The organism is Pseudarthrobacter sp. O4 (assembly GCF_050157025.1).
Taxonomy (GTDB): domain Bacteria; phylum Actinomycetota; class Actinomycetes; order Actinomycetales; family Micrococcaceae; genus Arthrobacter.
The window spans coordinates 35,302-56,655 of sequence record NZ_CP189592.1; the positions used below are offsets into that span (position 1 = coordinate 35,302).

The 21,354-nt window shown below is 62.0% G+C and carries 20 protein-coding genes and 1 pseudogene; 11 read left to right on the forward strand and 10 right to left on the reverse strand.

The features are described from left to right. Window positions 1–2: 2 nt before the first annotated feature. The 6 genes from ACQCSU_RS21755 to ACQCSU_RS21780 form a co-directional block, all read right to left on the reverse strand. The gene (locus ACQCSU_RS21755) at window positions 3–341 is read right to left on the reverse strand and encodes a hypothetical protein (RefSeq protein WP_426980015.1); all 339 of its coding nucleotides are present in this window, start codon (window positions 339–341) and stop codon (window positions 3–5) included. Between the two features lie 56 nt (window positions 342–397). Continuing rightward, window positions 398–1,144 (reverse strand): RNA polymerase sigma factor, encoded by a 747-nt coding sequence (locus tag ACQCSU_RS21760; protein WP_426980016.1) that lies wholly within the window; start codon window positions 1,142–1,144, stop codon window positions 398–400. A gap of 83 nt (window positions 1,145–1,227) precedes the next feature. Beyond that, window positions 1,228–2,442, reverse strand: a complete 1,215-nt coding sequence (locus tag ACQCSU_RS21765) for a helix-turn-helix domain-containing protein (protein ID WP_426980017.1) — start codon at window positions 2,440–2,442, stop codon at window positions 1,228–1,230. Further along, window positions 2,439–2,807: a hypothetical protein gene (locus ACQCSU_RS21770; RefSeq protein WP_426980019.1), complete on the reverse strand. Its 369-nt coding sequence runs from the start codon at window positions 2,805–2,807 to the stop codon at window positions 2,439–2,441. Before ACQCSU_RS21770 ends, ACQCSU_RS21765 begins: the two co-directional genes overlap by 4 nt. Continuing rightward, window positions 2,804–3,775 (reverse strand): DUF2637 domain-containing protein, encoded by a 972-nt coding sequence (locus ACQCSU_RS21775; protein ID WP_078107860.1) that lies wholly within the window; start codon window positions 3,773–3,775, stop codon window positions 2,804–2,806. Before ACQCSU_RS21775 ends, ACQCSU_RS21770 begins: the two co-directional genes overlap by 4 nt. 159 nt (window positions 3,776–3,934) lie before the next feature. Next, window positions 3,935–4,912, reverse strand: coding sequence for a hypothetical protein (locus ACQCSU_RS21780; RefSeq protein ID WP_426980020.1), 978 nt, complete (start codon window positions 4,910–4,912; stop codon window positions 3,935–3,937). A 177-nt stretch (window positions 4,913–5,089) separates the two neighbouring features. On the opposite strand from ACQCSU_RS21780, the gene ACQCSU_RS21785 reads away from it, so the two are divergent. Continuing rightward, on the forward strand, window positions 5,090–6,241 hold the full coding sequence (locus ACQCSU_RS21785; RefSeq protein WP_426980021.1) for an alpha/beta hydrolase family protein: 1,152 nt from the start codon (window positions 5,090–5,092) through the stop codon (window positions 6,239–6,241). Here ACQCSU_RS21785 and ACQCSU_RS21790 read toward each other — a convergent pair. Genes ACQCSU_RS21790 through ACQCSU_RS21800 form a run of 3 tightly spaced genes read right to left on the reverse strand, consistent with a single transcriptional unit; the run spans window position 6,238 to window position 8,073 of the window. After that, window positions 6,238–7,095, reverse strand: coding sequence for a hypothetical protein (locus ACQCSU_RS21790; RefSeq protein ID WP_426980022.1), 858 nt, complete (start codon window positions 7,093–7,095; stop codon window positions 6,238–6,240). The genes ACQCSU_RS21785 and ACQCSU_RS21790 overlap by 4 nt on opposite strands. A 60-nt stretch (window positions 7,096–7,155) precedes the next feature. Beyond that, window positions 7,156–7,605, reverse strand: coding sequence for a hypothetical protein (locus ACQCSU_RS21795; RefSeq protein WP_426980023.1), 450 nt, complete (start codon window positions 7,603–7,605; stop codon window positions 7,156–7,158). Further along, window positions 7,606–8,073: a hypothetical protein gene (locus tag ACQCSU_RS21800; RefSeq protein ID WP_426980024.1), complete on the reverse strand. Its 468-nt coding sequence runs from the start codon at window positions 8,071–8,073 to the stop codon at window positions 7,606–7,608. It abuts the gene before it with no gap. Between the two features lie 228 nt (window positions 8,074–8,301). Between ACQCSU_RS21800 and ACQCSU_RS21805 the strand changes: the two genes are divergently transcribed. From ACQCSU_RS21805 to ACQCSU_RS21820, 4 genes and pseudogenes are all read left to right on the forward strand, one after another. After that, window positions 8,302–8,493: a hypothetical protein gene (locus tag ACQCSU_RS21805; protein ID WP_426980025.1), complete on the forward strand. Its 192-nt coding sequence runs from the start codon at window positions 8,302–8,304 to the stop codon at window positions 8,491–8,493. Window positions 8,494–8,562: 69 nt separating this feature from the next. Next, window positions 8,563–9,117: a DUF5305 family protein gene (locus ACQCSU_RS21810; protein ID WP_426980026.1), complete on the forward strand. Its 555-nt coding sequence runs from the start codon at window positions 8,563–8,565 to the stop codon at window positions 9,115–9,117. 146 nt (window positions 9,118–9,263) lie between these two features. Then, a pseudogene (locus ACQCSU_RS21815) lies at window positions 9,264–9,725 on the forward strand (recombinase family protein); the annotation flags it as partial. A gap of 649 nt (window positions 9,726–10,374) precedes the next feature. Then, complete coding sequence (locus ACQCSU_RS21820) at window positions 10,375–12,489, forward strand: hypothetical protein (RefSeq protein WP_426980027.1); 2,115 nt, start codon at window positions 10,375–10,377, stop codon at window positions 12,487–12,489. 1,085 nt (window positions 12,490–13,574) lie between these two features. On the opposite strand, the gene ACQCSU_RS21825 is transcribed toward ACQCSU_RS21820, so the two are convergent. Next, window positions 13,575–14,669 (reverse strand): hypothetical protein, encoded by a 1,095-nt coding sequence (locus ACQCSU_RS21825; RefSeq protein ID WP_426980028.1) that lies wholly within the window; start codon window positions 14,667–14,669, stop codon window positions 13,575–13,577. A 335-nt stretch (window positions 14,670–15,004) separates the two neighbouring features. Here ACQCSU_RS21825 and ACQCSU_RS21830 point away from each other — a divergent pair, with 335 nt between their 5' ends. The 6 genes from ACQCSU_RS21830 to ACQCSU_RS21855 all read left to right on the forward strand — a co-directional run bounded on the left by ACQCSU_RS21830 (window position 15,005) and on the right by ACQCSU_RS21855 (window position 20,762). Then, window positions 15,005–15,646 carry an AAA family ATPase gene (locus tag ACQCSU_RS21830; RefSeq protein WP_426980029.1) on the forward strand — a complete coding sequence of 214 codons (642 nt, stop codon included), beginning with the start codon at window positions 15,005–15,007 and terminating at the stop codon, window positions 15,644–15,646. Between the two features lie 855 nt (window positions 15,647–16,501). After that, on the forward strand, window positions 16,502–16,735 hold the full coding sequence (locus tag ACQCSU_RS21835) for a hypothetical protein (RefSeq protein ID WP_426980030.1): 234 nt from the start codon (window positions 16,502–16,504) through the stop codon (window positions 16,733–16,735). Between the two features lie 76 nt (window positions 16,736–16,811). Then, a complete protein-coding gene (locus tag ACQCSU_RS21840; RefSeq protein ID WP_426979941.1) occupies window positions 16,812–17,318 on the forward strand; it encodes a hypothetical protein in 507 nt (168 codons plus the stop codon). A gap of 31 nt (window positions 17,319–17,349) precedes the next feature. Further along, the gene (locus ACQCSU_RS21845) at window positions 17,350–17,628 is read left to right on the forward strand and encodes a glutaredoxin domain-containing protein (RefSeq protein WP_069953121.1); all 279 of its coding nucleotides are present in this window, start codon (window positions 17,350–17,352) and stop codon (window positions 17,626–17,628) included. A gap of 127 nt (window positions 17,629–17,755) precedes the next feature. Next, entirely contained in the window at window positions 17,756–19,204 is a 1,449-nt protein-coding gene (locus ACQCSU_RS21850; RefSeq protein ID WP_426979942.1) for a MinD/ParA family ATP-binding protein, read from the forward strand. A 199-nt stretch (window positions 19,205–19,403) separates the two neighbouring features. Then, window positions 19,404–20,762 carry an IS4 family transposase gene (locus tag ACQCSU_RS21855; protein ID WP_426979943.1) on the forward strand — a complete coding sequence of 453 codons (1,359 nt, stop codon included), beginning with the start codon at window positions 19,404–19,406 and terminating at the stop codon, window positions 20,760–20,762. Window positions 20,763–21,354 lie beyond the last annotated feature (592 nt).

Genomic DNA, 21,354 nt, shown 5'->3' on the forward strand with positions numbered 1-21,354 from the left:
CTTCACCGGTTGCCGCCCAACACCACAACGCACCACGTCAAAATGACGGCGATCACGGCGATACCCAGCACGGCCCGTGTCAGGGCACTGCGTGAAAACCACGCCGCCGCCCTGCCCCTGACTGTTGTCCGGTCAAAGCCCGTGGCACTGTCCTGGGGCGCCGCGGCGTCCACCGTGTCTTGCATGGCCCCGAGGATCCTCTGACGCGCCGCACGCCGGGCCAGACGCTTCTGTTCACGCTTGCCCGGCTGCTTGGCGGACATCATCTCCTCCAGCTGCGCACGCTGCCCGGGACTGAATCCGTCCTCCTGCCGTCCGGTGCCGTCCATGTTGAAAGTCATGCTCTCCCCGTTGCCTGTTGCCGGTGTTGTCAATGGTGGTTCGCTTCCGGACCCGCTCAAGCTGTCTCAACACCTTCCAGTACGGTCCGGGCGACTTGCAGGAGCCAGTGCGCCTCGACGACGTACTGCCGGCAGGTGTTCAGCGAGTACCCGGTCACCTCCGCCATCGATGCGGCAGTGACCTTCCCGAACCCGCCGGCACGGACCACAGCGACGGACAACGCACGCGCCCACGAACCGTCCTCGTTGCCCTCCACCGGCAGACACCCCAGCAGCGTCCCGACGGTCACGGGGTCCCCGGCGGACCGGGCTGCCACGGCCTTGCGGACGACGTGGGCGCACCGGACGACTTCCCGGCGGGAATCCCGGAGCGCCTCCTGCGAGATGCCCAGCGCCGCAGAGGCTTTCGGCACGCTGCCCTGGTAGACCATCCACAACGCCGCGACCCGGCGGAACGAATCCGGATTAGCCACCAGCTTCTCCGTCAAAGCCAGGATCTGCCGGGACTCCGCACTGGCCGCCAACCGCTCGACAACCTCTTGGGCGAAGTCATCCTCCACGAGATTCAACGCCGGGTCAGGCCCGTCGGATTCACCCTCCAGCCGGCCCTGCAGCCGGCCTTTCGCCCCGGCCCGTTTCGCGTGGTCATAGGCCCGGCGCTTGGCGATCGTCAGCACCCAGCCCTGCACATGCCCCAGCTCCGGATCAAACGAACCAGAGGCTTTCAACGCCGACTCCGCCGTGTCCGCCACGACGTCGTCCACATCCTGCCCCAGCCCGTAACCGGCCAGAATGTTCCACACGGCCCCCCGCGTTTTCGGATGCATGACAGCCTCCGCGATGACCGTCTCCATGCCAGTGATCCCCCTGCCCTGACCAGCCGACATCAGACCTGAACACCGCCGGAGACCGTGCGTGGACGCTCAAGAACCCGCGGCCCGCTGCGCTTCGCGGCCCTCTCGGCCCGCCACGCCGCCAGCTCATCCCCGCTCATCGGTGCCGGCTCCAAAGCCGTTTCGGCGACAAGGTTTTCCGTCCGGCACGCCGGGCAGTGATCCGCCGCGTACTGGCCATGATCCGGTTTCGTACACGGGGTATCGCCCGGTCCCAGCAAGGCCCTGGACCGCGTCACCACGGCGAACCCGGCAGCAGCCGTTGCGCAGCCGGCAGCGGGCGCCGCTGGTCCGGAACCGGCCGGTGCTGGTGCGAACCGGTCCGGGTCGTTGAGAACGCACTTGACGATGAACGCCGACGGATTTGAAACCTTCGCCGTCGCCCTGGACAGCGCCTCATCGATGACCCAGACCAGCTTCTCGGATCGGCACGGGCCAAGGACCGGCTCCAGCCGGTGCTTGAGCCCGGCCAAGTCCACTCCCCGATGCTTCGCAGGCTCATCATCAATCACCGTCACCGGAACGACCTCAGCGGCAGGTGCCGTTTCGCGCCCGGACTGATGATGATGACTTAAGTCATCATGAGGTTCCTTAAAGGAGGCGTTTACATAATTTGCACTTAGGTCCGACGTATTTTGCACTTTGGTGGAGCCTAAGTGCAGATTCTGCACTACTGGTTTTCCGGAGTTTTTGCCCTGCCCCGTGGGCCTAAGTGCAGATTCTGCACTACTGGTTTCTTGCGGAACTTGCCCACTGGTTTCCTCCAAGGAAGGCTCACCTGCAGGCCCCTCATCGGGCCTAAGTGCAGATTCTGCACTACTGGTTTCTTGCGGAACTTGCTCGGTCAGGTTCGCTAACGCTTCCTTGCGGAATCGCTCGGCTTGAGCCTTGCGTTCCTTTGTGGACACCGCACCCCGCCACACCGGCGACGCATGCTTCCTGTTCTCCAGAAGCAGGAAGAACAGGTTCGCCGCCCGCGAGCCGTCCTGGTGGTGGTTCCGCTCGCACACCACCAACCCCAGCTCGACCAGTTCCTTGATAGCGGCCACCAGGGAGCGTTGAGACAAGCACGTCTTGTGGGCCAGATACTCGTACGAGGGGAAGAGATAGCCGTCGTCGTCGGCCGCATCAGCCATGGTCACCAACACGAACTTGGCTCCCTGCCGAAGCTCCTTACTGAATGCCCATGTCAGGGCTTTCGAACTCACAGGATGCCTTCGATCTCTGCTCGTCTGCGGGCACGGTCTGCGTTGATCTCATCAAGAAATTCTTGGGGCACCGCCCTTTCGTGGGCGGTGTTCCCCAGCTGCAGGCACAATGCCTGGTCGTGTCCGGCCTCCGCCACGGCGGCGCTGTCCGGCAAGGACGTGCTTTTCACCAGGCCCTTCACCATCAGCTCGGCCAGAGCGGCCTGGACCCTCCCCTGCGGCTCACCAGTCAAATGTGAGAGATACCCGTGGCTGAAGACGACAAGGCCGGCATCGTCTGCGTCATGTGCAAGCCTCAGAAGAACATTCCACGTCTCCGCGGATACCTCCTTCTCAAACGCCCATGCCATAGCTTTTGTGCTCACGCGTTGGTACCTTCCTTCAACACTGCACCGGCAAACAGGGCAGGCTGGGTGGCTTTCAAATCGTTCAGGCGCGTCCGCCCGGTCCGTTCAGAGACGTTCAGGAATTTCGCGGCGGCCTTGCCTGTCGGCTGGGTGCCGGCGCTCAGCTGGGCGCCCACCCATTGCTCCAGATCCATAGCCTTCGGCTTCCGCCCGACAACACTCAGAGAAGGCCGGGGTGAAACATTAAGGGCAGGAACAGGGGCAACATGGGACGTCAGCCCATCGCTGGAGGTTTCAGCCGGTACTGCGGGAACTGATTCCGTGGATGGCGCAGTGGCGGCACCAACAGGAACAGGCACGGCAGGCTCATCCTGTGTGACGGGCAGGGACGCCCGTACGGCCTCACCAGCTGTGCTTTCGGCGGCAAGCCATGTAGCCGGCACATGGGCGAGCTCAGCCTCGGGCAGAGGCTCACCACCGCTACCAGGGCCATCCGGTGCAGTGCCGACAGACCCTACGGTCAGTTTGGCGGCAGGCTCCCCTGCGTCCGGCCTGCCGATCACCAAACGGCCCAGCTGCTCTGTAGCTGCAAACACGGCCAGCGGAGCCAGTGAAGCAATCGCCGCACCAATGATCTGCTGACCGAAGTCCGGGTGCGGGATCGACAACGCGTGGGCCGCATTGGCCACCATGGAAAACACCGTGAACCCGCCCAAGGAAATCCAGGACGCCCACGTCCGCTCCCCGCGGTGCCGGTGGATCAACACCGCCAGCGTGTAGGCAAGGATTGCGACGTCGATGAACACCGGGACAGCCCAACGCAGCCAGACCGGCAATCCGGCCCACGCCGCGACCTCATGCAGGCCAGTAAAGGAGACCATGAACGAGGCCACAGCCAGGAACCCGACGAGGCAAACGGTCAGCCACAGAGTGGCCATGGAATCCGGATTGATCCGGTCAGTCTTACGATCTATCCCGGGCGTCATGACGCAATCCCCTTAGTCAAATATTCCGTGTCAAGGAGCGGGAACTTACTTGTCAGCTCAACCACTGCCTGTACACTGAATCCGTTGATGAAAATCTTCTGTTTCGTAGATGTTTGTTTGGAAACAGCCCCTGGGAGTCCAATCCGGGGCTGTTTCCGTTTAAGGCCTGCGCTTCCGGGAATGCAGTGCATCCAGGAACCTCCCCAGCTCATCCACCGCATCCGTGACAACGGCAGTCAACGCCACCGCATCATCGACATCGCCGGAGAGCACCTTGACGTCAATGGCTGTCAGCACGTGGGACAACGCCAGGACTCCGCGGGAAGCGTCCGCAGCCAGCTCCGTCAACGTCTCCGCGTCCGAATCCTCATCAACCGTCAGCGTCGTCGGATCCAGCGTGATCTGCCCCGCCAGCTTGATCACCAGAGGCAACGGCAAATCCATCGACCCCGTCAAACGCCGCGCAGCATCCTTACGCTCCCGCGCCGGCCGCGACGTAAACGACGACGGCGACAACGCCGCGATCCCCATCTCCGACGGCGACATATTCAACAACTCATCACTCAACGGAACATCCTCAAACGTGCCGCGCTCCGGCTTCCTGGGCCGGGCATCGGCTGCCGGGTAGGACTTGCCATCAAGGCCCACGACGTTTGCCTCTGCAGGTGGCACATATGTGCCACCTGCAGAATTGTCCGCGACTTCGATGGCTCGCCTGCTGCTGGCAATATCGCGCTCAATGGTCGTATGGCTAGCCTGAAGGGCGGAACCGATCGCCCGCGTACTCATGCCCGCCTCACGCATCGACATAACCACTGCCTGCCGCTCCTCACGGGGCGGCTGCAACGCCAAAGACCCAAACTCACCCTGGCAATACGCATCCCACGAGCTGTATCCCATAGCGGCCCATGCTCTCCCCTGATACGCCGTAATGATCAGCGTGTAGGAATGCTCCAAAGCGACTCTGATTTGTCTTGTGAGTTCACGCGCCCTCGGGGCGTCCAGAGATGGGTTATCCGGATCAATCTCGTCGATGATTTCAACATCGTCCGCATCCAGGGCCGCCCCATCCATCCCAGCCCGCTGCTCCTCGGTCAACGAGTCTGAAAACGACGTCTGCCGTTCACTCCTGGTCATATGAATCCCCTTCAATGCTCAGGCGTCGGATGGTCCAGTCAGAACGTTACACGCCTGTAGTGAACATGTGCAACGCCTGTAGTGAGCATGGCTTATTCATTTAGCAAGTGCTGAAGGGACGTTACGATGAATTGGCTCCGTTGCTCTACCTGGATCGGCGCTGGAGGGTGAGACGTAATGCTGACAACACGGCATGGCCTGGTCTGCCTGGCGTTCCTTGTACCGACTGCCGCGCTATCTGCGTTCGCGGTTGTCATGGCCCACAAGATCGTTAAGCAGGGCCCAAAGGACTACCGCCGAGCCGAATTGACAGATGACGGACGAGGAATCCGCATCGATCTGGACGACTACACCAAAGCCCCGGGTGACTTTGGGGTGTTCGACCCTGTGGCCGCGAGCTACACGAGGGTCAGCGAAGTCATGTTGATCGATGAGGATCAAAAGTTTGTAGAGCGGCGGATCGATCCTCCTGGCTCCGGACCGGAACGGCTGGGGCCACTGGTCGACTGGACCCCCGATGTATTCTTCGAACCGTCTGCGGTCGGCGGACGATACGAAGAGGTGGACATCCCCACCTCCTACGGTGCGGCGCCGGCCTGGCTATTCGAAGGTGAGAACACGGACGTATGGGTGATCCATATCCATGGCAGCTGGACCAGCCGCGCGATCATGTTCCGAGATGTCCAGGCTTTCAGTCCCTTGGGGTTTACCTCCCTGGTGCCCTCATTTCGCAGCGACCCGGAGGTCAGCCCGCCACAGGCCGAGTCGAGCCACCTGGGGCAAACCGAATGGCATGACGTGGAAAGCGCGGTGGCCTACGCCGTAGCTCATGGGGCCCGACGAATCATCCTCTCCGGCTGGTCAATGGGCGGGACCATTGCCCTGCTTACAGCGGAGCGCAGCGCATACCGGGAGCAGATCGCAGGGATCATTCTGGTGGGGCCCGTCACGAGCTGGCGTAAAACCATCACAGCAGGTGCGGCGCGAGCCGGCGTACCGGCGATCGGGGCCGGCCTCGTCATGCGTCTCATGCAGGTTCCCCTCTTCGCGAAGTTAATCGGTCTGGAGGAAGCAATCAATTTCGATGCGCTTGAATGGGTCGATGTACCTGACCGGGTGGCCGTCCCGACGCTGGTCTTGCACTCCAAAGCTGACCAAGAAGTTCCTTGGGAGATCTCGGCCGCGTTCCAACGGGCGAATCCTGGCACCGTCACCCTGATTTCGTTACCCGGAGCGCATCATACTCAGGAGTGGAACGCCTCGCCTCACACTTTTGCCAGCCAACTGACCGGGTGGGTCAACAGGACGATCGCGACTGGCCAAAGCTAGACACGCGCGTCCAGCTTGGCTTCAACTCGAGTGATCCTGTCTTGCATCGGTTCCGGGAACGTAATCAAGTTGCCGCGCTCGTAGTTGTGCAGAACAATAAGGCTTTTGTAAATGCCGTTTTCGAGCGTCTCATTTAAAAGATCCCACGCGGGGCTGAGGCGTGACCGGTCAGCATTAACTCGGATCCTTAACGCAGTGAGCCAGAAAGCATCAGCCGTCCAGAGACGCACCCTAGCGAGCTGCTTTGAGAGGAAGAGAATGAGCCAACCAGCAGCCGTTACAGAGAGGCCGCTATAGAACAGTCGATCCCACCAGGACCCGATATCTAGGGCTAGGGCGTGCCAGGGCGTGAAGTGGAAGAGGGCCACATAGGCGATATGGCAAGAGCATGCCGCCGCAACGACGAGCAGCCCTATCGTGAATGCGGCGTACAGGCCCTTAGCCTTGTGACGCAGCATGTAGACCGTCCTAAGCACGGTAAACAACAGGGCGATCATGTACATACCGCTATAGACAACTGTTGGGAGCTGGTCCAGCCGACTAACGATGAAGCTCGCTGCCGTTGGAGCTTTATCCTCAATGAGCGCGAAGCTGAAAGCCATGACGGGAAGGATAAGCAGCGGCGCGTAGTAGGTCCATCTGACTTCGTCTACGTTCGCCAAGCGGCGCACGCTGTCGTTAAAGAAGAAGATTGCCAGCAGCGCAAAGCTGCTTTGGAGCAGATTTGTGACGTTGATTCCGCCGAGGGCACTGTCAAGGTCCTCTAGTGGCGTGACGGTTCCCAGCACATAGAGCGCAGCGAGGCCGAACACTGACGCCAGCCACGAAGCGCGGGCCTCCTTCATCTTCACCATGGCAGGGATCCGTAGGAGGCATAGGGCGCTCAGCAGCGCAAAAAGGAGTAGTCGCATGGCTCAGCAGAGGAACGGATCGGGATCGGACGAGCTGTTCCCGCGGGTCTTCTTCGACATCTCGAAAGCGAAATCCTCCACCCACCGTTCTACGGGATGATTCGGAACAGACCGGCAGCTCATGCTTATCGCGCCGGCTGCCTCCTTCAGCATCTCTTCAGAGAAATCCGGCAGAGCCAAGGGGACTTGCAGGCTCTCCAGATATATGTGTCCGAGCTCGTGATATATGCAGTGAAGCTTGTACTGCATCGAGTTTTGCGGAGGGAAATAGATCTTGATGTGATCTTCAAAGTCCAATTTGAAGGCTGTCAGTGTTCCCCAGGACCACTCTTGCTCGATCAGCTTGATCGCTTTCTCACAGATTACGGCCAGACGCTCGATAACTTCCGTCATCGATGTCGTGCCGTCACCGCATAATTCCCGAACCTTGTCCTGAACCGGTGGGAGAGCCATTCACTCTTCACCATTCATCGATGCATCGATAATTTCAGTGATTGTCTTCAGCGTTTCAGGCGACATGGCTCCCAGGTTTCTGGCGGCGAAGTTCTTCACCTTGAGCTTTCGCATCTGGACAAGAAACTTCATCTGGGCCTCTACCTCAGGTGGAGTCTCACTGTTGAGATCACACAGATAAGTAGCCGGCACCTTAAAAACGAACTCTGCGATGCCCTTTAGGAGTTCTTGATCTGTCACCAGGCTTCCAGTGCCATTGATCAAGTAGGACCAGCGTGTTCGCGACAGGTGGATTCCGTGGGTGGAAAGTGCTTCCTGGACATGAGGGTAAGTGAGCGCAGTGTTGTTGTCGGACTCCCAGATATCCACCAGGATGCCCATGCGATCCGCTAGCCGCTCTTTCTTCTGTTGCTGCGTAAGAAACACGCTGCGGCCGCCGTTTGCCATCGTTAAAGCTCCTTCAGCCAAGGTCAGCTGCTTGTGGTGTAGACCGCCACATAGGGCAGGCTGACAGCTGACACAAAATGTTACCTGATGCCATCCGGAGCGTACAGGCAGTGCGCAACTATTGAGTTGTGCATGTGCGGAGCATGTATGTAGGCTGTCGCTTGCCTGGTCCCGGGGGCGCGATCGCCGCCATCGCGACACGTTCTGTATATCTACAGGTTCTCTTAAACCGAGGTTAGGGTGGTCTACATGGAGGAATACCGCGCACCCAAGCTGATTGGGAAGAGGGCACCACTGAACTGTCTTGTGCTCCCAGACCAGCATTACCGAGCCTGGATGGCGATGCAGCGGTACAACATGTCCTTCGGCGAGTATGTCGGCGCGCTGATCGACCGCGCGGCCGGGCTCCCCAACAAGCTTGATGGTATGCACCAGACCTAAAGGCCCTCGAAGCCAAGGCCCAGGCTGCATCAGCTGTTACCGGCCTGCCCCCCCGGGCCGCTCTCCATCGTGGTCACACCACAGGTCAGCACATCAAAGGGTCCCGATTTCCACCCGGAGCTCAAGCTCAACCTCACAGCACTTCAGCTCTCCCTCACCGGTGCGCCGGACACCCTGACCGTCACCGACAACACCACCACGGAGCAGACAGCCACGGCGCCGCGCATGGTGGGAATGAACGGCGTAAGCATCAGCGCAGCCCTTGCCCGCTTCATCTCCGCCGTCCTGCTGCTCGCCGCCCTGGTTACGGGAGCCGTCATCGTGGTCTTTGCCCGCCGCACGGCTCCCGCGGACGAGGGGGCGGCCATCCGCCGTCGCTACTCCGCACTGCTGGTACGGGTCCACCCGATGTCCGCCCCGCAAGGCCGGCCGATTATTGACGTCACGACCTTCTCGACCCTGGCCAAACTCGCCGAACGCTACGGCCTTCTCGTCCTGCACTGGACCCGCAGCGGCGTGGAGACCTTCGTCGTCCAGGACGAAAACATCACCTACCGCTACCGGGCCGGAACCGAACCGGCACCGGCCGAACCCCAGCCCCAGCCAGCAACCATCCAACCGTGACTGATGGGTCCGGACACGCCTCAGGGTCAACCCGCCTCCACGGCCTGGTACTCCTGAACGTGTCGTGAGTCGCCAAGCCCCTAGATTGCCCCTGAAGACACCTTCAGGAGTACCAGGCCTAGGAGTACCGGGCAACTAAGGACCGGCCAGTCCTGCTGGAAGCAATCTCGCAAGTACCTCCCGGAGGAATGCTCGCCATCCACGAAGTCGACCGACTCGGACGCAACCTCCTCGAAGGCCTCATCGTCCTGAACGACCTGTTCCAACACGGCATCGCCGTCAAAGTCCTCGCCGGGATCGCCGCCGGCGAACACACCCAACGTTCCTTCATCCTCGATATCGCCCTGGCCCTGTCAGAAGACCGCCGCCGCGACATCTCAGCCAAAACCAAGAACGGCCTAGAGGCCGCCCGCCGAAACGGCCGTGTCGGAGGTCGACGCCCCGTGGTGGACGACGACAAACGAGCTGCCATCCTGGCCCGACGCGAACGCGGCGAGTCCATCAGAACCATCGCCAACAGCCTCGGCATATCAATCGTCCACAAAACACTCACCCTGGCAAGCCCTCAAATCGACCAAAGCCCAAAACAAGCCGCTAAACGTGACTGACCGTTCCATTGCGGCTCAACCCCCGACACCCGCCAACCTTTTTATTTAAATTCGCTAGCGTCCGGCGTGTCACCCGCCAACCTTTTTATTTAAATTCGCTAGCGTCAATCACATGGCAACTCGACAAGGCCCTGGACGCCCTCCGCTTCCTGGAAGCAAGGACCGCCACACCGTGGCAGTGAAGCTTGACCCCGAGCACTGGGTGAAGCTCCAAGCAATCGCTGATTCCGCTTGCAGCAAGCCCGGACCACTCACCACCGAGCGCGTCATTGAGTGGATCGAGAGTTTCGACTTCGCTCAGCTAGGCCCAAGACCAGTCCAAGAGGAGGCTTTCCGCGTGGCCTCTTAAAAGAAAAGGCCCGCACTAGGCGGGCCTTGACTGCTAATCAATCGGTAGCCAGAAACTCTGATCCCGGCAAGTTTCTTAGTTTCCAGCTACTTGAACAACAGCGGCATTTTCATGTCCGCTCCTGTTTAGGAATGACTCCATCATACACACACACCCTTTTTTGGGTACGGCTGTGCCCACCGACACGCGCGGCGTTTCGGACAAATCTTCAGTCCATGTCCAGGCATGGACTGCCTTGGCGCCGCTCATCGCCGGCTCCCCCATCATGCGATTTTGCGCCTTATCCATTGATGGATCGGCATGACTCAAGGTCCGCTGAACCACCTTGACGAGGCGTTGTTCGAGCCGGGCTCATGGCGGGCCCTGGACGCCTCGAACGTGGCTGTCCCCGGGCTGCTGGCCGGTTCGCTGGATGCTGCCCTCGGCTGGGTCGGCACCCGTGCTATCGCAACGGTGTTTGGCCGACTGCGATCAGACTTCCGGGTGGTCGACGTTGACCTGTCCGGTAATCGCGGTGACGCTGTGACCGACCTCGTGGCCGACTGGGCCGTCAAACACAGCCGTTGGCACCTGGTGCGCCCTTCCGGCGGCGCCGCCGGCCGGCACCACATATTCATTCACGTCGACGTCGCCACACTCCCGGCCCTGCGGGAGTACGTCGCGCAGCTGCGCAAGAGCTTCCGCGTCAACACTTCCAGCATTGATGTGCGTACGGCGGTCCGCCCGCTGAGCGCCCCGCACCGTACCGGTGCGACCACGACTGTTCTGGGCGGTGCTCGGGTCCTGCGGGAGGCGCTGCGGTCCTGCCCGGACGTCCCTGCCGCGAAACGCACTGGACGACGGAGCCATGGTGACATAGCGCGTGTGTCCCAGCGTTCCCGATCCTCCGTGTCCCAGACGGCCGCGCGCGACGGATCCGGTTCCTGGCTCCGCGCAGCACTCCCCTCCCCCGTCCCAGGCGGCCGCACTTTGCCGGATGTCTGGGACGAGTACCTTACACACGGGACCCGCCCGGTGATCGGTGGCATGGACCATTCAGGGTCGACGTTTGAGCTGATCGCGACAAAGAAGATGGTGGTCGCCGGCTACACACCCGCACAAGCCTGGAACGCCGTGTCCGCCGCGCACCCGTCCGCGATGCCCAAAGCCTGCCTGAACCAGAAACGCTGGGTGAACAACGTCTGGAACCACTGTGTAGAGGACCTCACGACGTTCTTCGCAGAGGATCCGACGGCGGCCCGGTCAGCTGATCAGGCTTCACCGGAGGTGCTGGCCATAGTGGACGCTGCCAGGCGGCGACTGCACGTGCTGCTGTGGGAGTACCCGGTCCGACGCAGAGACACCCTTGCCACCGTCGCGCACGCCGTCCTGGACAGGATCGAACGGACCGGTGTACTCCGTGTCCCGGTTCCGGAGAGAAACCTTGTCCTGGACACGGGCATCGCTTTCCGCCCTGCGATCCGCGCAGCCTTGCGCTTCATCGACGGCAAGCTCGGCACCTTGCACAGGGACACCTTGAACCCCGCATCGCCTGAGACCGGCAGCTTCGAGTTTGAACTGATTCCGGCACAGGGTACAGCTGTGTTGGAATCCTCCCCACCTCGTAGTCACGCCCCCCTCCCCCGCTCCTCCACCTGGCTGCCCCTGCCTCCCACCGCACGGCGCTTCTGGCAAACACTCCGCCAGAACGGGCCCTCCGCGATTGCTCCCCTCTGCCGTTCCGCTGCCCTGCCCGAGCTCCTGAACACTCCTGCCGGCCCCAGCACCCTCCGTACCGGACGCTCTTCCCTCACGGCTCTCGCGGCCGCCGGCCTTGCCCTTTGTGACAGTGACGGAATCTGGACTGCCACCAGCACGGTTGCCCCTGAGCACGCGACAGCTGCTGCGGAAGAAGCTGACCGGCTCGAAGAGCAGATTGACGCCGAGCGGCAGGCATACCGCCAGCGGCAATCAGGAACGTGGGCGGCACAGCGCCGCCGTGCCCTGGCCAAAGACCACGCCCGTTACCAAGCCTGGTGGGACACCCTGCCGGCCGAAGAACGCCAGGAACGTCAGGAACACCACGCCCGGGCTTTCCAGCGGCTCCCTCTCACTACCCAAGAAGCGCTCAAAGCGCAGTTCGCGACCCGCCGCACAGCCGCAGGCATCAACGAGCCCGCCCGCTATGCCAGGTGGCGCGAGGCGTTCTCCCCCGACGACGTCATCCTGCGTACCACCGAACGCGCCGCCGCTTTCGCGGCCTTGCCTGGACCCTTGCAGCAGGCCACCATCGCTTCCTGGGAACGCCACCGTGCCCGCTTCGGGCTCCCCGCACCAAGCCGGTCACGCATCCAGCCTCCTGAGCCAGGGCCCCAACCGACCTTTGTGCAACAAGCGCTCCCTGTGCCTGAACTCCTCGCTACCACGGGCGTTTGACGGCTACTGTCCCGCCGTGGGACAGTAGCCGTGTCCCACCGTGGGACGCGATGGGAGTGAAACTATGTCGGAGTTCATCAGTTCCGCGGAGGCGTACCGGCTCGCACGCGAACGTGCGAGCGTCGCCGATTCGTTTGAGGCGAGCCTGCTGCATATGGCGGTGTATGACGCGCGGGAAGCTGGCATGTCGATCCGAGAGGTGGCGGCCGCGCTGAGCGTCCCCAAGAGCACGGTGGCCCGCCACTGGCGGGATGGTCACCGATGCCCTGAGGTTGTGCCGGTATGGGGGTCGGCGGCTGCATGGGGAGAGGCGTATGCAGCGATCTGGGCGCACAATCCGCGCGAACTTGCTGACGATTGGGTGCCGTTTGAGTGGCGGGATGAAGCGGGGTCCCGTGTCGTCAGGCGTAGGGCGCGCGGAGTGGCCACACTGCGTGAGTGGCCGGTGCAGGCTCCGGCTGCGTGCGCTGGTGGAATCTGTGGGCATTGTGAGAAGTGCAGGGCGCGCCAGGGGAGCAAGCCGACCAGTAACGAGCGTTGGATGGCGTCAGACCGTGCGGCGATGGCTTGTGACCGCCGTGACCCGCCTGGGTTGTTCAGAGTTCGCTGAGGTGGCGCAGCTGTTCCTGGACGATGCCCCTCCGGTTTCATCACTGGATCACCGGCTCGTGAGGACAGTTGTCTTATCGGGGGAGGTAGTTTCCGTGCCATTCGCCGGGCGAGGGCCGGCGTACCTGTGAAGCGGGAACCCAGCATTGGTAGGTGCTGCCACGGTCATCGGTCCAGGCCACATCGACCTCTTCTTGAGTCCAGAATGTGGCGTACCCGTGGACTTCCAAGGGTCCGCCGTCAACCAGGGGAACCTGGGCGATTACTTCCGGTTCCTGCTTGTATGTGAACCTGTGGACTGTGTGTCCGGTGTGGTCTGGCCGGCGGTCGGCGTGTTCGTACATGGTGCCGTCCATTTGGAAGGCGCGGTCTGTTTCGAACCTACTCACCATTCAAGGCTAGCCCGGCAACGCGTCGGTGCCCGGGATTCGCGCCACCGCCTTAGCTAGGGCCAAAGACACAGGAGGGTCAGCGGGCTACACCGTTGGGCTTTGTCCTTCTCCCGCTGTGCGCGGGCGAGAGGTTCGGCGTTCCTTGGTCGGTGTCTCGCGGGCTTGGGTTAGTTCGTCGCGCAGTTGGTCGATTTGGCGGCGGTAGGTGTCGTGGAGGTCCTTAACGCGTTGGTCCCCATGGACGCGTTCACGTTCGATGTCGGCTCTGGCCGCTTCGCGCTCGGCGGTCAACGTTGCCAGAGTGCCGCGCAGGTCGGCCATCGTCTCTCGTATGTGCTCGACGTCGGCCCGGGCACCCTCAAGCTGTCCCCGCACCTCGCCGGTCGCGGCTTCTGCGCGGCCGGCGCGCGCCTCCTCAGCCTTGGCGCGGCTCTCGGCGGCGCCTGCCTGCTGCTCTGCCTCGGCACGGGCCCGTTCCGCAGCCTCGGCCCGTCGGGTCACTGCGTCACGTTCCTGCTCAACCTGTCTCAGTTGGGCCCGGGTGGATTCCAGGTCACCCCGTAGTTGCTCAGCTTCGGCTTGAGCTTGCTCCCGCTCGGCCGCCGCAGCCACACGGGCCTCGGCGAGCTCGGAAGCAAGCCGGCCTTTCTCCTCGCGCTCGGTGGCCAGCTCGGCGTTGACGCCGGCCAGCGCCTCAGCCAGTTCTTCACTTTGCCGAGTTGCTTCCTCGGCTGCGGCATCGGCTTCGTCCTTCTCGGCGCCAGCCCGGCGCTGAGCCTGCTCGGCACGGGCGGCCCGGGCGTTCGCGGTAGCCACCTGCTCGGCGGCTTCGCTTGCTACTGATTCGATCTGTGCCTCTGCCGCCTCGGGGTCTCCTACGGTGCGTAGCTCCTCGACCAGCGTCGTCAGCTGCTGCCCGAGGTGCTCGATCATCCCGGTCACCTGGCCGGTGATCTCGCTGGCTCGCTGGCGCGCGGTATCCACGGGCCGTGTCTCGGCGGCGCGGGCGGTGTCTTCGCTGAGGCGCTGCCGCGCCCGCCAAGCCGACGCGCGCGTATGGGTCGGGTCATCGCAGTACTCCGGCGGCCGGCCGGTGCTGGCTAGGGAAGCCATGACGGGGCGCGGGCACCCCGGAAACCGGCACGTACGCACGTCAACTTCAAAAATGTTCTCGCCCATAGTTTCATCATATCGTCTTTCGTTGCAGAACGGAATACGAAACGAAACGAAATACGAAAAGCACGCGATAGAGCCTGGTTGCGTTCTCGCTTGCAACCAGTTTGGTTGCAAACAAGATGCGTTCAACTTTGCAACTGGCTACGTTTGGATCTAGTTTCATTCTGGTTGCAAACAAGTTGCATTCAACTTCGCAAGTGATTACGATTAGATCTAGTTTCAATCTGGTTCTATTCCGAAACGCTGTTTGTTGCGAATAAGAATGGAACGAGTTGGGGCCACCTGATCAACTAGCATGCAACTAAGCGAAACTGCAGCGGACGGAAGGCTCGCACCTCATGATTCTCACCATCGGCTCGCTCAAGGGCGGGTGTTCAAAATCAACACTTACGGTCAACCTGGCTGCCGAACTGGCACGTCTGGGCAAAAAGGTCACCGTTGTGGACGCGGACCCCATTGCCAGCACGACGAACTGGGTCGCCGACCGCGAGGAGCGTAGTCCGGATCTGCCGGCAGTGATTGGTGTGCAGAAGAAGGGAAACCTGCGCGCCACTCTTCTGGACCTTGAGGCAAGTGCTGACTTTGTCATCGTCGACACAGGCGGTTATGACTCACAGGAGCTGCGTACAGCAGCCACCGCATCCGACCTTTTGATCGTCCCAATGAAAGCATCTCCGCTGGACCTCGACACTTTGCCTAAGTTCGTCAAGGTGGTCGAAGGAATCCTGGACTTCAATGCTGAACTCGAAGTCCGTGGACTGTTCACCCAGGCATCCACCCACGCCATGGACAAGCGTCTGGACGAGTCCCGCGACATCCTCAGTGACTACCCCGAGATCCCACTGTTCGACACCACGATCTACCAGCGCAGTTCCTACATGGACGTGATGCCAGTCGGTAGGGGAGTCGTGGAGTGGAGCGACAGCAAGGCCAAGGCCGAAATTCAGGTACTCGTACAGGAGATGATCAACCTTGGCTAACGCACGCCCCACCCCCAATCGCCGCCGGCGTGAAACCAGCCCGGATGAGGAAGCCCGAATCGAAGCTTTCGCCCAGCAGGCAGAGACGCTGCTCCCAGTCGCTCCGCCCGCGCCGGTCCCAGTCGCTCCGCCCGCGCCGGTCCCAGTCGCTCCGCCCGCGCAAATTCAAACTGCCGCACCCGTTGAGAAGGAACCAAAGAACAAGTCCTACACGTTTCGGATGACGAAGGAAACGTTGGACAAGCTCAGGAGTGCGGCTGCGGCTGAAGACCGGAGTATCCAGTGGGTCTTCGACAAGATCCTCTTGCCGGCCCTCGATAAGTAAGGGTCTGGGGCGGGGGTGCGATGAGTTCCGGACTGACCTTGGTTGCACTGTGCATTCATTGTTGTTGCATCGCTGGTGACTCGTATTGATCTGCGGCGGACCCTCGCGGTCGTCTGCGCCCAGCGGAAATGTGACGCTCTTCTGAGGCTGGACTAAGTCCAGCGGATGCCGACATCGTGCCTCTGGAACTCGGGGGAGCAAGCAGCACCTCGAACCTCTGGCCCGAAATCCGAACGCCGCGGGCGCTACGCACGTTCAGAACCCGAAGGACGGCATAGAGAATCAACTCAACGCTGCGGTGTGCCAGCACCGGGTCACCCTCACGGCCGCACAGCAGGTCCATTGCGACCGACTGGACCACGGCCAAAGCAAAACTTGGCCTCTAGTACCACCAATAACGGACGAAATTGTCGTTGCCGCGTGGAAGGATGCAGCACAGATCGAGATGTCAGGTGGCACATTTGTGCCACCTGACGGCTGAAATGGGACGAGCTAGATGAAGACCACCTAGATGAAAGAGGGCGTGAGCGATGGTTTGGATTATTGGTGGGGGAGCGGTGGTGCTGCTCCTGGGCTTGATGTGGAACATATTTGTGCACCCGATACGGTTTGGTACCGGCCTGCTCAAGCTGGCCCTAGGCGTGGCCGGCATCATATTCCTGCTTGCGGGGATCTTTGCCGGGAACTTCGGTAACGGCTTCCTTGGCGTTTTGCTTCTGGCAGGCGCATCATTCGTGAGCTGGTTCCAGGCAAAGCACATGTGACCCGTTTGGTAGACAGACATGCGTGTGGGCTCGTTGAAGGTGAACAGATCATCATCGCGCAACCAAGGAGGAACGCATGGCTATCGCTACAACAGTGAGCATCAAGTACAAGTGCGGGCACACCCAGGCAACTGACTTGTCCAAGGTCCCCGCGGGCCGACGTAAGGCCCATGCCTACGGACTGGGGCTGAACCGGATCTGCGGCAGGTGCTTCACAAAGGAAAACGCCGCCGGCCGGGAAACCTGGCTCGCGGAACGGAACGCCCAGGCATTGGCTGAGGCCGAGTCATTCGAGGCAGACCACCAGTTGCCGCCGGTTGAGGGCAGTGAGAAGCAGATTCCGTGGGCGACACGGGTCCGGTACGAGCTTCTTTCCACGGCGCTGCAGGCGTTGACGGTTGACGCGGACGAAACGCTCAGTGCCGAGGACTTTGAGGAACGGATCCTCGTCCTGGCGCGAGCAATCACCCGGGCCAGGTGGTGGATCGATAACGCCGACGCCGACGCCGAGGACGTCGAGGAACTTGTCAGCACGGCTCTTGAGGACGCAGACGATCACGTCGAGACCGAGAACCCGTTCTAGGTCGGCACTCATGCCCGAGAAGGAGGAGCCCGTGAGCATCAAAATCTATTCAAGCCGCGGCTGCACGCAATGCGCCATGACCAAACGCCTCTACGACCGTGACGGCGTGGCCTACGAAACGGTCATGATCGACAACAACGAAACAGCGCAGGCCAGGCTGAAGGCCGCCGGCCACCAGCAACTCCCCGTCGTCGTCACAGACACCGCTACATGGACCGGTTTCCAGCCAGAACGCGTCAAAGCCAGCATCGTAGAGTTCAAAGCCAGCGTCCCTGCCACCTTCACCACGCACGGCCCCGACGTCGCCTGACCCTCAAACCACTAAGGGCCGGCGCAGCGCCCGCTCTGCCGGCCCTTTCCGATGTCCGGTACTGACATGCACGTGGCCGCCCCGGATCGGATTCCTACAGCAAGACTCCGCCTCAGGAAGGGAAACAATGAGCGAGAACCATCAGAATCAACTCACCATGAAGGTCGCCCCACAAGCGAACATCATCGACCGTCACGGCACCTCCATACCGGCCAGGACAGCGTCAGACGCCCATAAAGTTCTCGTCCAGACCGCCAGCCTGCAAGGCGGGTCCATCATGGTCAAGCAGCAGGGCTACAAGGCCTCGGAACCCGCTCTTGGAAACACGATCATCATCCATGCGGACAGATCTGTTGTAGAAGAGGTAGAGGATGTCCCTTCCGCTGAGTGGACAGTGAACTACCACTCCTGGATCGTTACGGTCCCCGGACAGAGCTCCTACTTGGTACCGAGCATTGAAACCGCACTCAACGATGCCCAGCTTCTCGCAAACAGCCAGAACCGTGCCGTTGCCGTTCACGTCGCGGACATCAAAACCCATGGTGGTTCGGAGTTCGAAGAGCTCGTCGAGCCCGTCCGTCAGCCACAGGCGGCGCCGGCAGCTCCCCCCGCCCCGGAGATCAAGGCGGCACGGGCGGATGCCCCTGCAGGCCCGGACGAGTCCGCAGCCATCCGATTCAGCCGCGCGAAGCAGCCTGCACCGACCGGCCCGGCCCAGATCGGCGTCCGCGGCGTGATGAACCGGTCCCTATTCACAAAACTTGGCCCCGGCCAGCGTGAGCAGCAGCTCCGGTCCTGGCGCAACGCGATCCAGCGGGGCCTGGACAGCCACAAGACCATCAGTGAAATGAACATCAAAGGCGGCGTGGGCAAGACCACGACCACGTTCCTGCTTGCCGCCACCATCGGACGGATCCGCGGCGGCAACGTCGTCGCGTGGGACAACAACGAAAACCAGGGCAATCTGGCCGAGCGCGCCGCAACTGCCAACCACGACCGCACCGTAATCGATCTGCTCGACAACATTGACGAAGTCCGCTCCCCCGGCGGTGCCGAACGGCTCGTCAACTACGTCCGGCCCCAGGGCGAGAACAAGTTCCACGTCCTCTCCAGCGCGAACAAGGCCGGTAACCATGCCCGCATCGACCGGGACACTTTCGGCGACGCCCACGCCGCGCTGAGGGAGTTCTACCACCTGACCCTGATCGACACCGGCAACGCCACCAACGCCTCCACCTGGGAAGCAACCGCCGACGCAGCAGACATCCTCGTTATCGTCACGACAAACAAGGAAGACGGCGCCCGCAAAGCATTCGCCACGATCGATGACCTGATCTCCAAGGGCCACAAGGACAAGCTCGCCAACGGAATCGCAATCATCAACCAGCCATCCAACGCCAACGCGGAACGGCTCCAGCGGATCATCGACGGCATGAAGGCCCACGTCCGGGACTGTGTCGTCATCCCATTCGACCCGGCGCTGGACGACGGTGACGAAATCGTCTACGAAGCACTCAACACCAAAACCAAGGAAGCCTATATGAACGCAGCCGCCCTCATCATCGACGGGCTCTGACCACGCAGCACCCAACAAACCGCCGCCGTCCTGCACCCCTTCCGCAGGACGGCGGCTATATCATTGGAGGCTAGCCCCAATGCCGTTCGGTTAGGGTTCTGGGTCTGGCGTCAAGTCGGCGTGTCACCGGGGCATTTGGGTGTGGCTCCTGTTGAGTAGTTCGGTCCTCCAAGACTGATCTACCCACACGGGAGCCACTGTGTCTGATTCTGCCATTAATCATGTTCCGGACGTATTCGCGCCGGGCCACCTCGGGGAACTTACCCAGATCATCCCGGTCGAAATGGTTGATGCCGCAATCGAGACTGCTGGCGGCAAGGAACGCCGGGTACGGAAACTGCCCTCGCGGGTGGTGATCTACTTGTTGCTTGCCGGGGTTCTGTTCGCTGACCAAGGATGGAGGCAGGTCTATTCGCGCCTGGTCTGCGGCCTGTCGTTGCCGGCGAGAAGCCCTGCTGCCTCGACGCTGAGCCAAGCGATGCGCCGTGTTGGAGTGGCACCGCTGCGTGAGTTGTTTACCTTCGTCAAGGGGCCGGCGGTGGCTGGTTCCCAACATACGACACGGTTTGCGGGTCGACTGGTCGTGGCGATCGACGGCACGCAACTGGCCGTGGCCGACACGGAAGCCAACCGGGCACGGTATCCCAAAGCGCGCAGTGGCCCCAACGGGGAGCCGGGGTACCCAATGATTCGACTGGTCGCGATCCTCACTGCCGGCACCCGTTCAGTGATCGAGGCGGCCTTCGGCACCGATGCCGTGGGCGAGCTGACCTACGCCCGCCAAATCACCTCCTGCCTGCACCCGGGCATGGTGCTGCTCGGGGACAGGAATTTCGCCACCTACGGCTTCTTCCGCGACGTAGCCCAAACGGGGGCGGACTTCCTCTTCCGGGCCAAGACCGGTTCCAATGCCATGAAACTGCCGGTCCTGAGGCCCCTGTCCGATGGTTCCTACCTTTCCAGTGCCGCGGGCCAATGCGTGAGGGTCATCGACGCCGTACTGACCGTCACGACGGAGGCAGGAACCCGCAGTGCCGAATACCGCCTGGTCACCACCATGCTCGACCCCCTTCAGGCCCCGGCGCACGCACTGACCAGGCTTTATCATCAGCGGTGGGAGATCGAAACGGCGTACTGCGAGCTGAAATCACGCATCCTGGGCGGGCGGGTGCTGCGTGGCAGACACCCGGGCGCCGTCATCCAAGAGACTTGGGCACTGCTGACCTGCTACCAGGTGCTGCGCACCGCAATGACCGACGCGGCCCTGCAGCACCCCGGGATTGATCCCGATCGATTGTCCTTCAGCATTGCCCTAAGGACAGCCCGCGACCAAGTGGTCCACGCCTACGGGACCGCGGCCGGGGCCACCATCGACCTCATTGGACGCATCGGTACGGCGATCCTCGCCGAGCCGTTGCCTGCCCGCCGCATACGAACCCGACCACGGGTTATCAAACGCGCGATCTCCAAATACCGGGCCAAAGAACGAAACGTCGACCGCCGCACCTACCCCGCAACACTCACCACGAGGATCTTGACACCGAATCCCCGCCCTTAACCGAACGGCATTGAGGCTAGCCCGGGGTTATGCACAGTGTGGACAGCCGTGAGCTGCGCGGAGGGGCTCCGCCTGACCACAGTGGGGCATGAACACGGGCTAAAGCGCGGACTGTGGAATACCTACAGTCGCTGATCCGCCGACACCTGGTCACCGCGGCGAACCAAAAAACCCTAGAACACGTGGAATCCGTGATTTTGCCGGTAAACGTCGTGTGTAGGAGTTCCTGCAATTCGGACAGGTCCCCCCGTGCGTCCGGGTCTCGGCCAGGGCAGCCGCCTGCGCGAGGGGGCACCGCGGGATCCGCGATGACAGGCATGCTCGCAGGGCTCGCCCCTGGTTTCCGCTGCGCTTCAATCAGGTAGACGGGCGTCCGCTTCGCGGCCGGCTGTTGGGTCCAGGGCGCGCCGTCGCAGAGCTCCGGACACCCTGGCCCTGTTTGTCTACGACGTCTTTTGGTTGCTGTCCTCCGGATTGTAGGCGTCCGCTCCACCCCGTCTAGCCCCTCCTTCGTCGGGGCCTGCGGTGCGGGAATTTCCCTCCGGCGCTCCTGCGTCGCTGATCTCCTCCAGGAATTTCCCCCACCTTGCCC

Coding starts and splice junctions, on each gene's coding strand:
- ACQCSU_RS21785 (WP_426980021.1), top strand. CDS start 5,090: ATGCTGACAACACGGCATGGCCTGGTCTGCCTGGCGTTCCTTGTACCG.
- ACQCSU_RS21795 (WP_426980023.1), bottom strand. CDS start 7,605: ATGGCTCTCCCACCGGTTCAGGACAAGGTTCGGGAATTATGCGGTGAC.
- ACQCSU_RS21825 (WP_426980028.1), bottom strand. CDS start 14,669: ATGGGCGAGAACATTTTTGAAGTTGACGTGCGTACGTGCCGGTTTCCG.
- ACQCSU_RS21780 (WP_426980020.1), bottom strand. CDS start 4,912: ATGACCAGGAGTGAACGGCAGACGTCGTTTTCAGACTCGTTGACCGAG.
- ACQCSU_RS21775 (WP_078107860.1), bottom strand. CDS start 3,775: ATGACGCCCGGGATAGATCGTAAGACTGACCGGATCAATCCGGATTCC.
- ACQCSU_RS21830 (WP_426980029.1), top strand. CDS start 15,005: ATGATTCTCACCATCGGCTCGCTCAAGGGCGGGTGTTCAAAATCAACA.
- ACQCSU_RS21790 (WP_426980022.1), bottom strand. CDS start 7,095: ATGGTGAAGATGAAGGAGGCCCGCGCTTCGTGGCTGGCGTCAGTGTTC.
- ACQCSU_RS21835 (WP_426980030.1), top strand. CDS start 16,502: ATGGTTTGGATTATTGGTGGGGGAGCGGTGGTGCTGCTCCTGGGCTTG.
- ACQCSU_RS21805 (WP_426980025.1), top strand. CDS start 8,302: ATGGAGGAATACCGCGCACCCAAGCTGATTGGGAAGAGGGCACCACTG.
- ACQCSU_RS21820 (WP_426980027.1), top strand. CDS start 10,375: ATGACTCAAGGTCCGCTGAACCACCTTGACGAGGCGTTGTTCGAGCCG.
- ACQCSU_RS21850 (WP_426979942.1), top strand. CDS start 17,756: ATGAGCGAGAACCATCAGAATCAACTCACCATGAAGGTCGCCCCACAA.
- ACQCSU_RS21755 (WP_426980015.1), bottom strand. CDS start 341: ATGACTTTCAACATGGACGGCACCGGACGGCAGGAGGACGGATTCAGT.
- ACQCSU_RS21840 (WP_426979941.1), top strand. CDS start 16,812: ATGGCTATCGCTACAACAGTGAGCATCAAGTACAAGTGCGGGCACACC.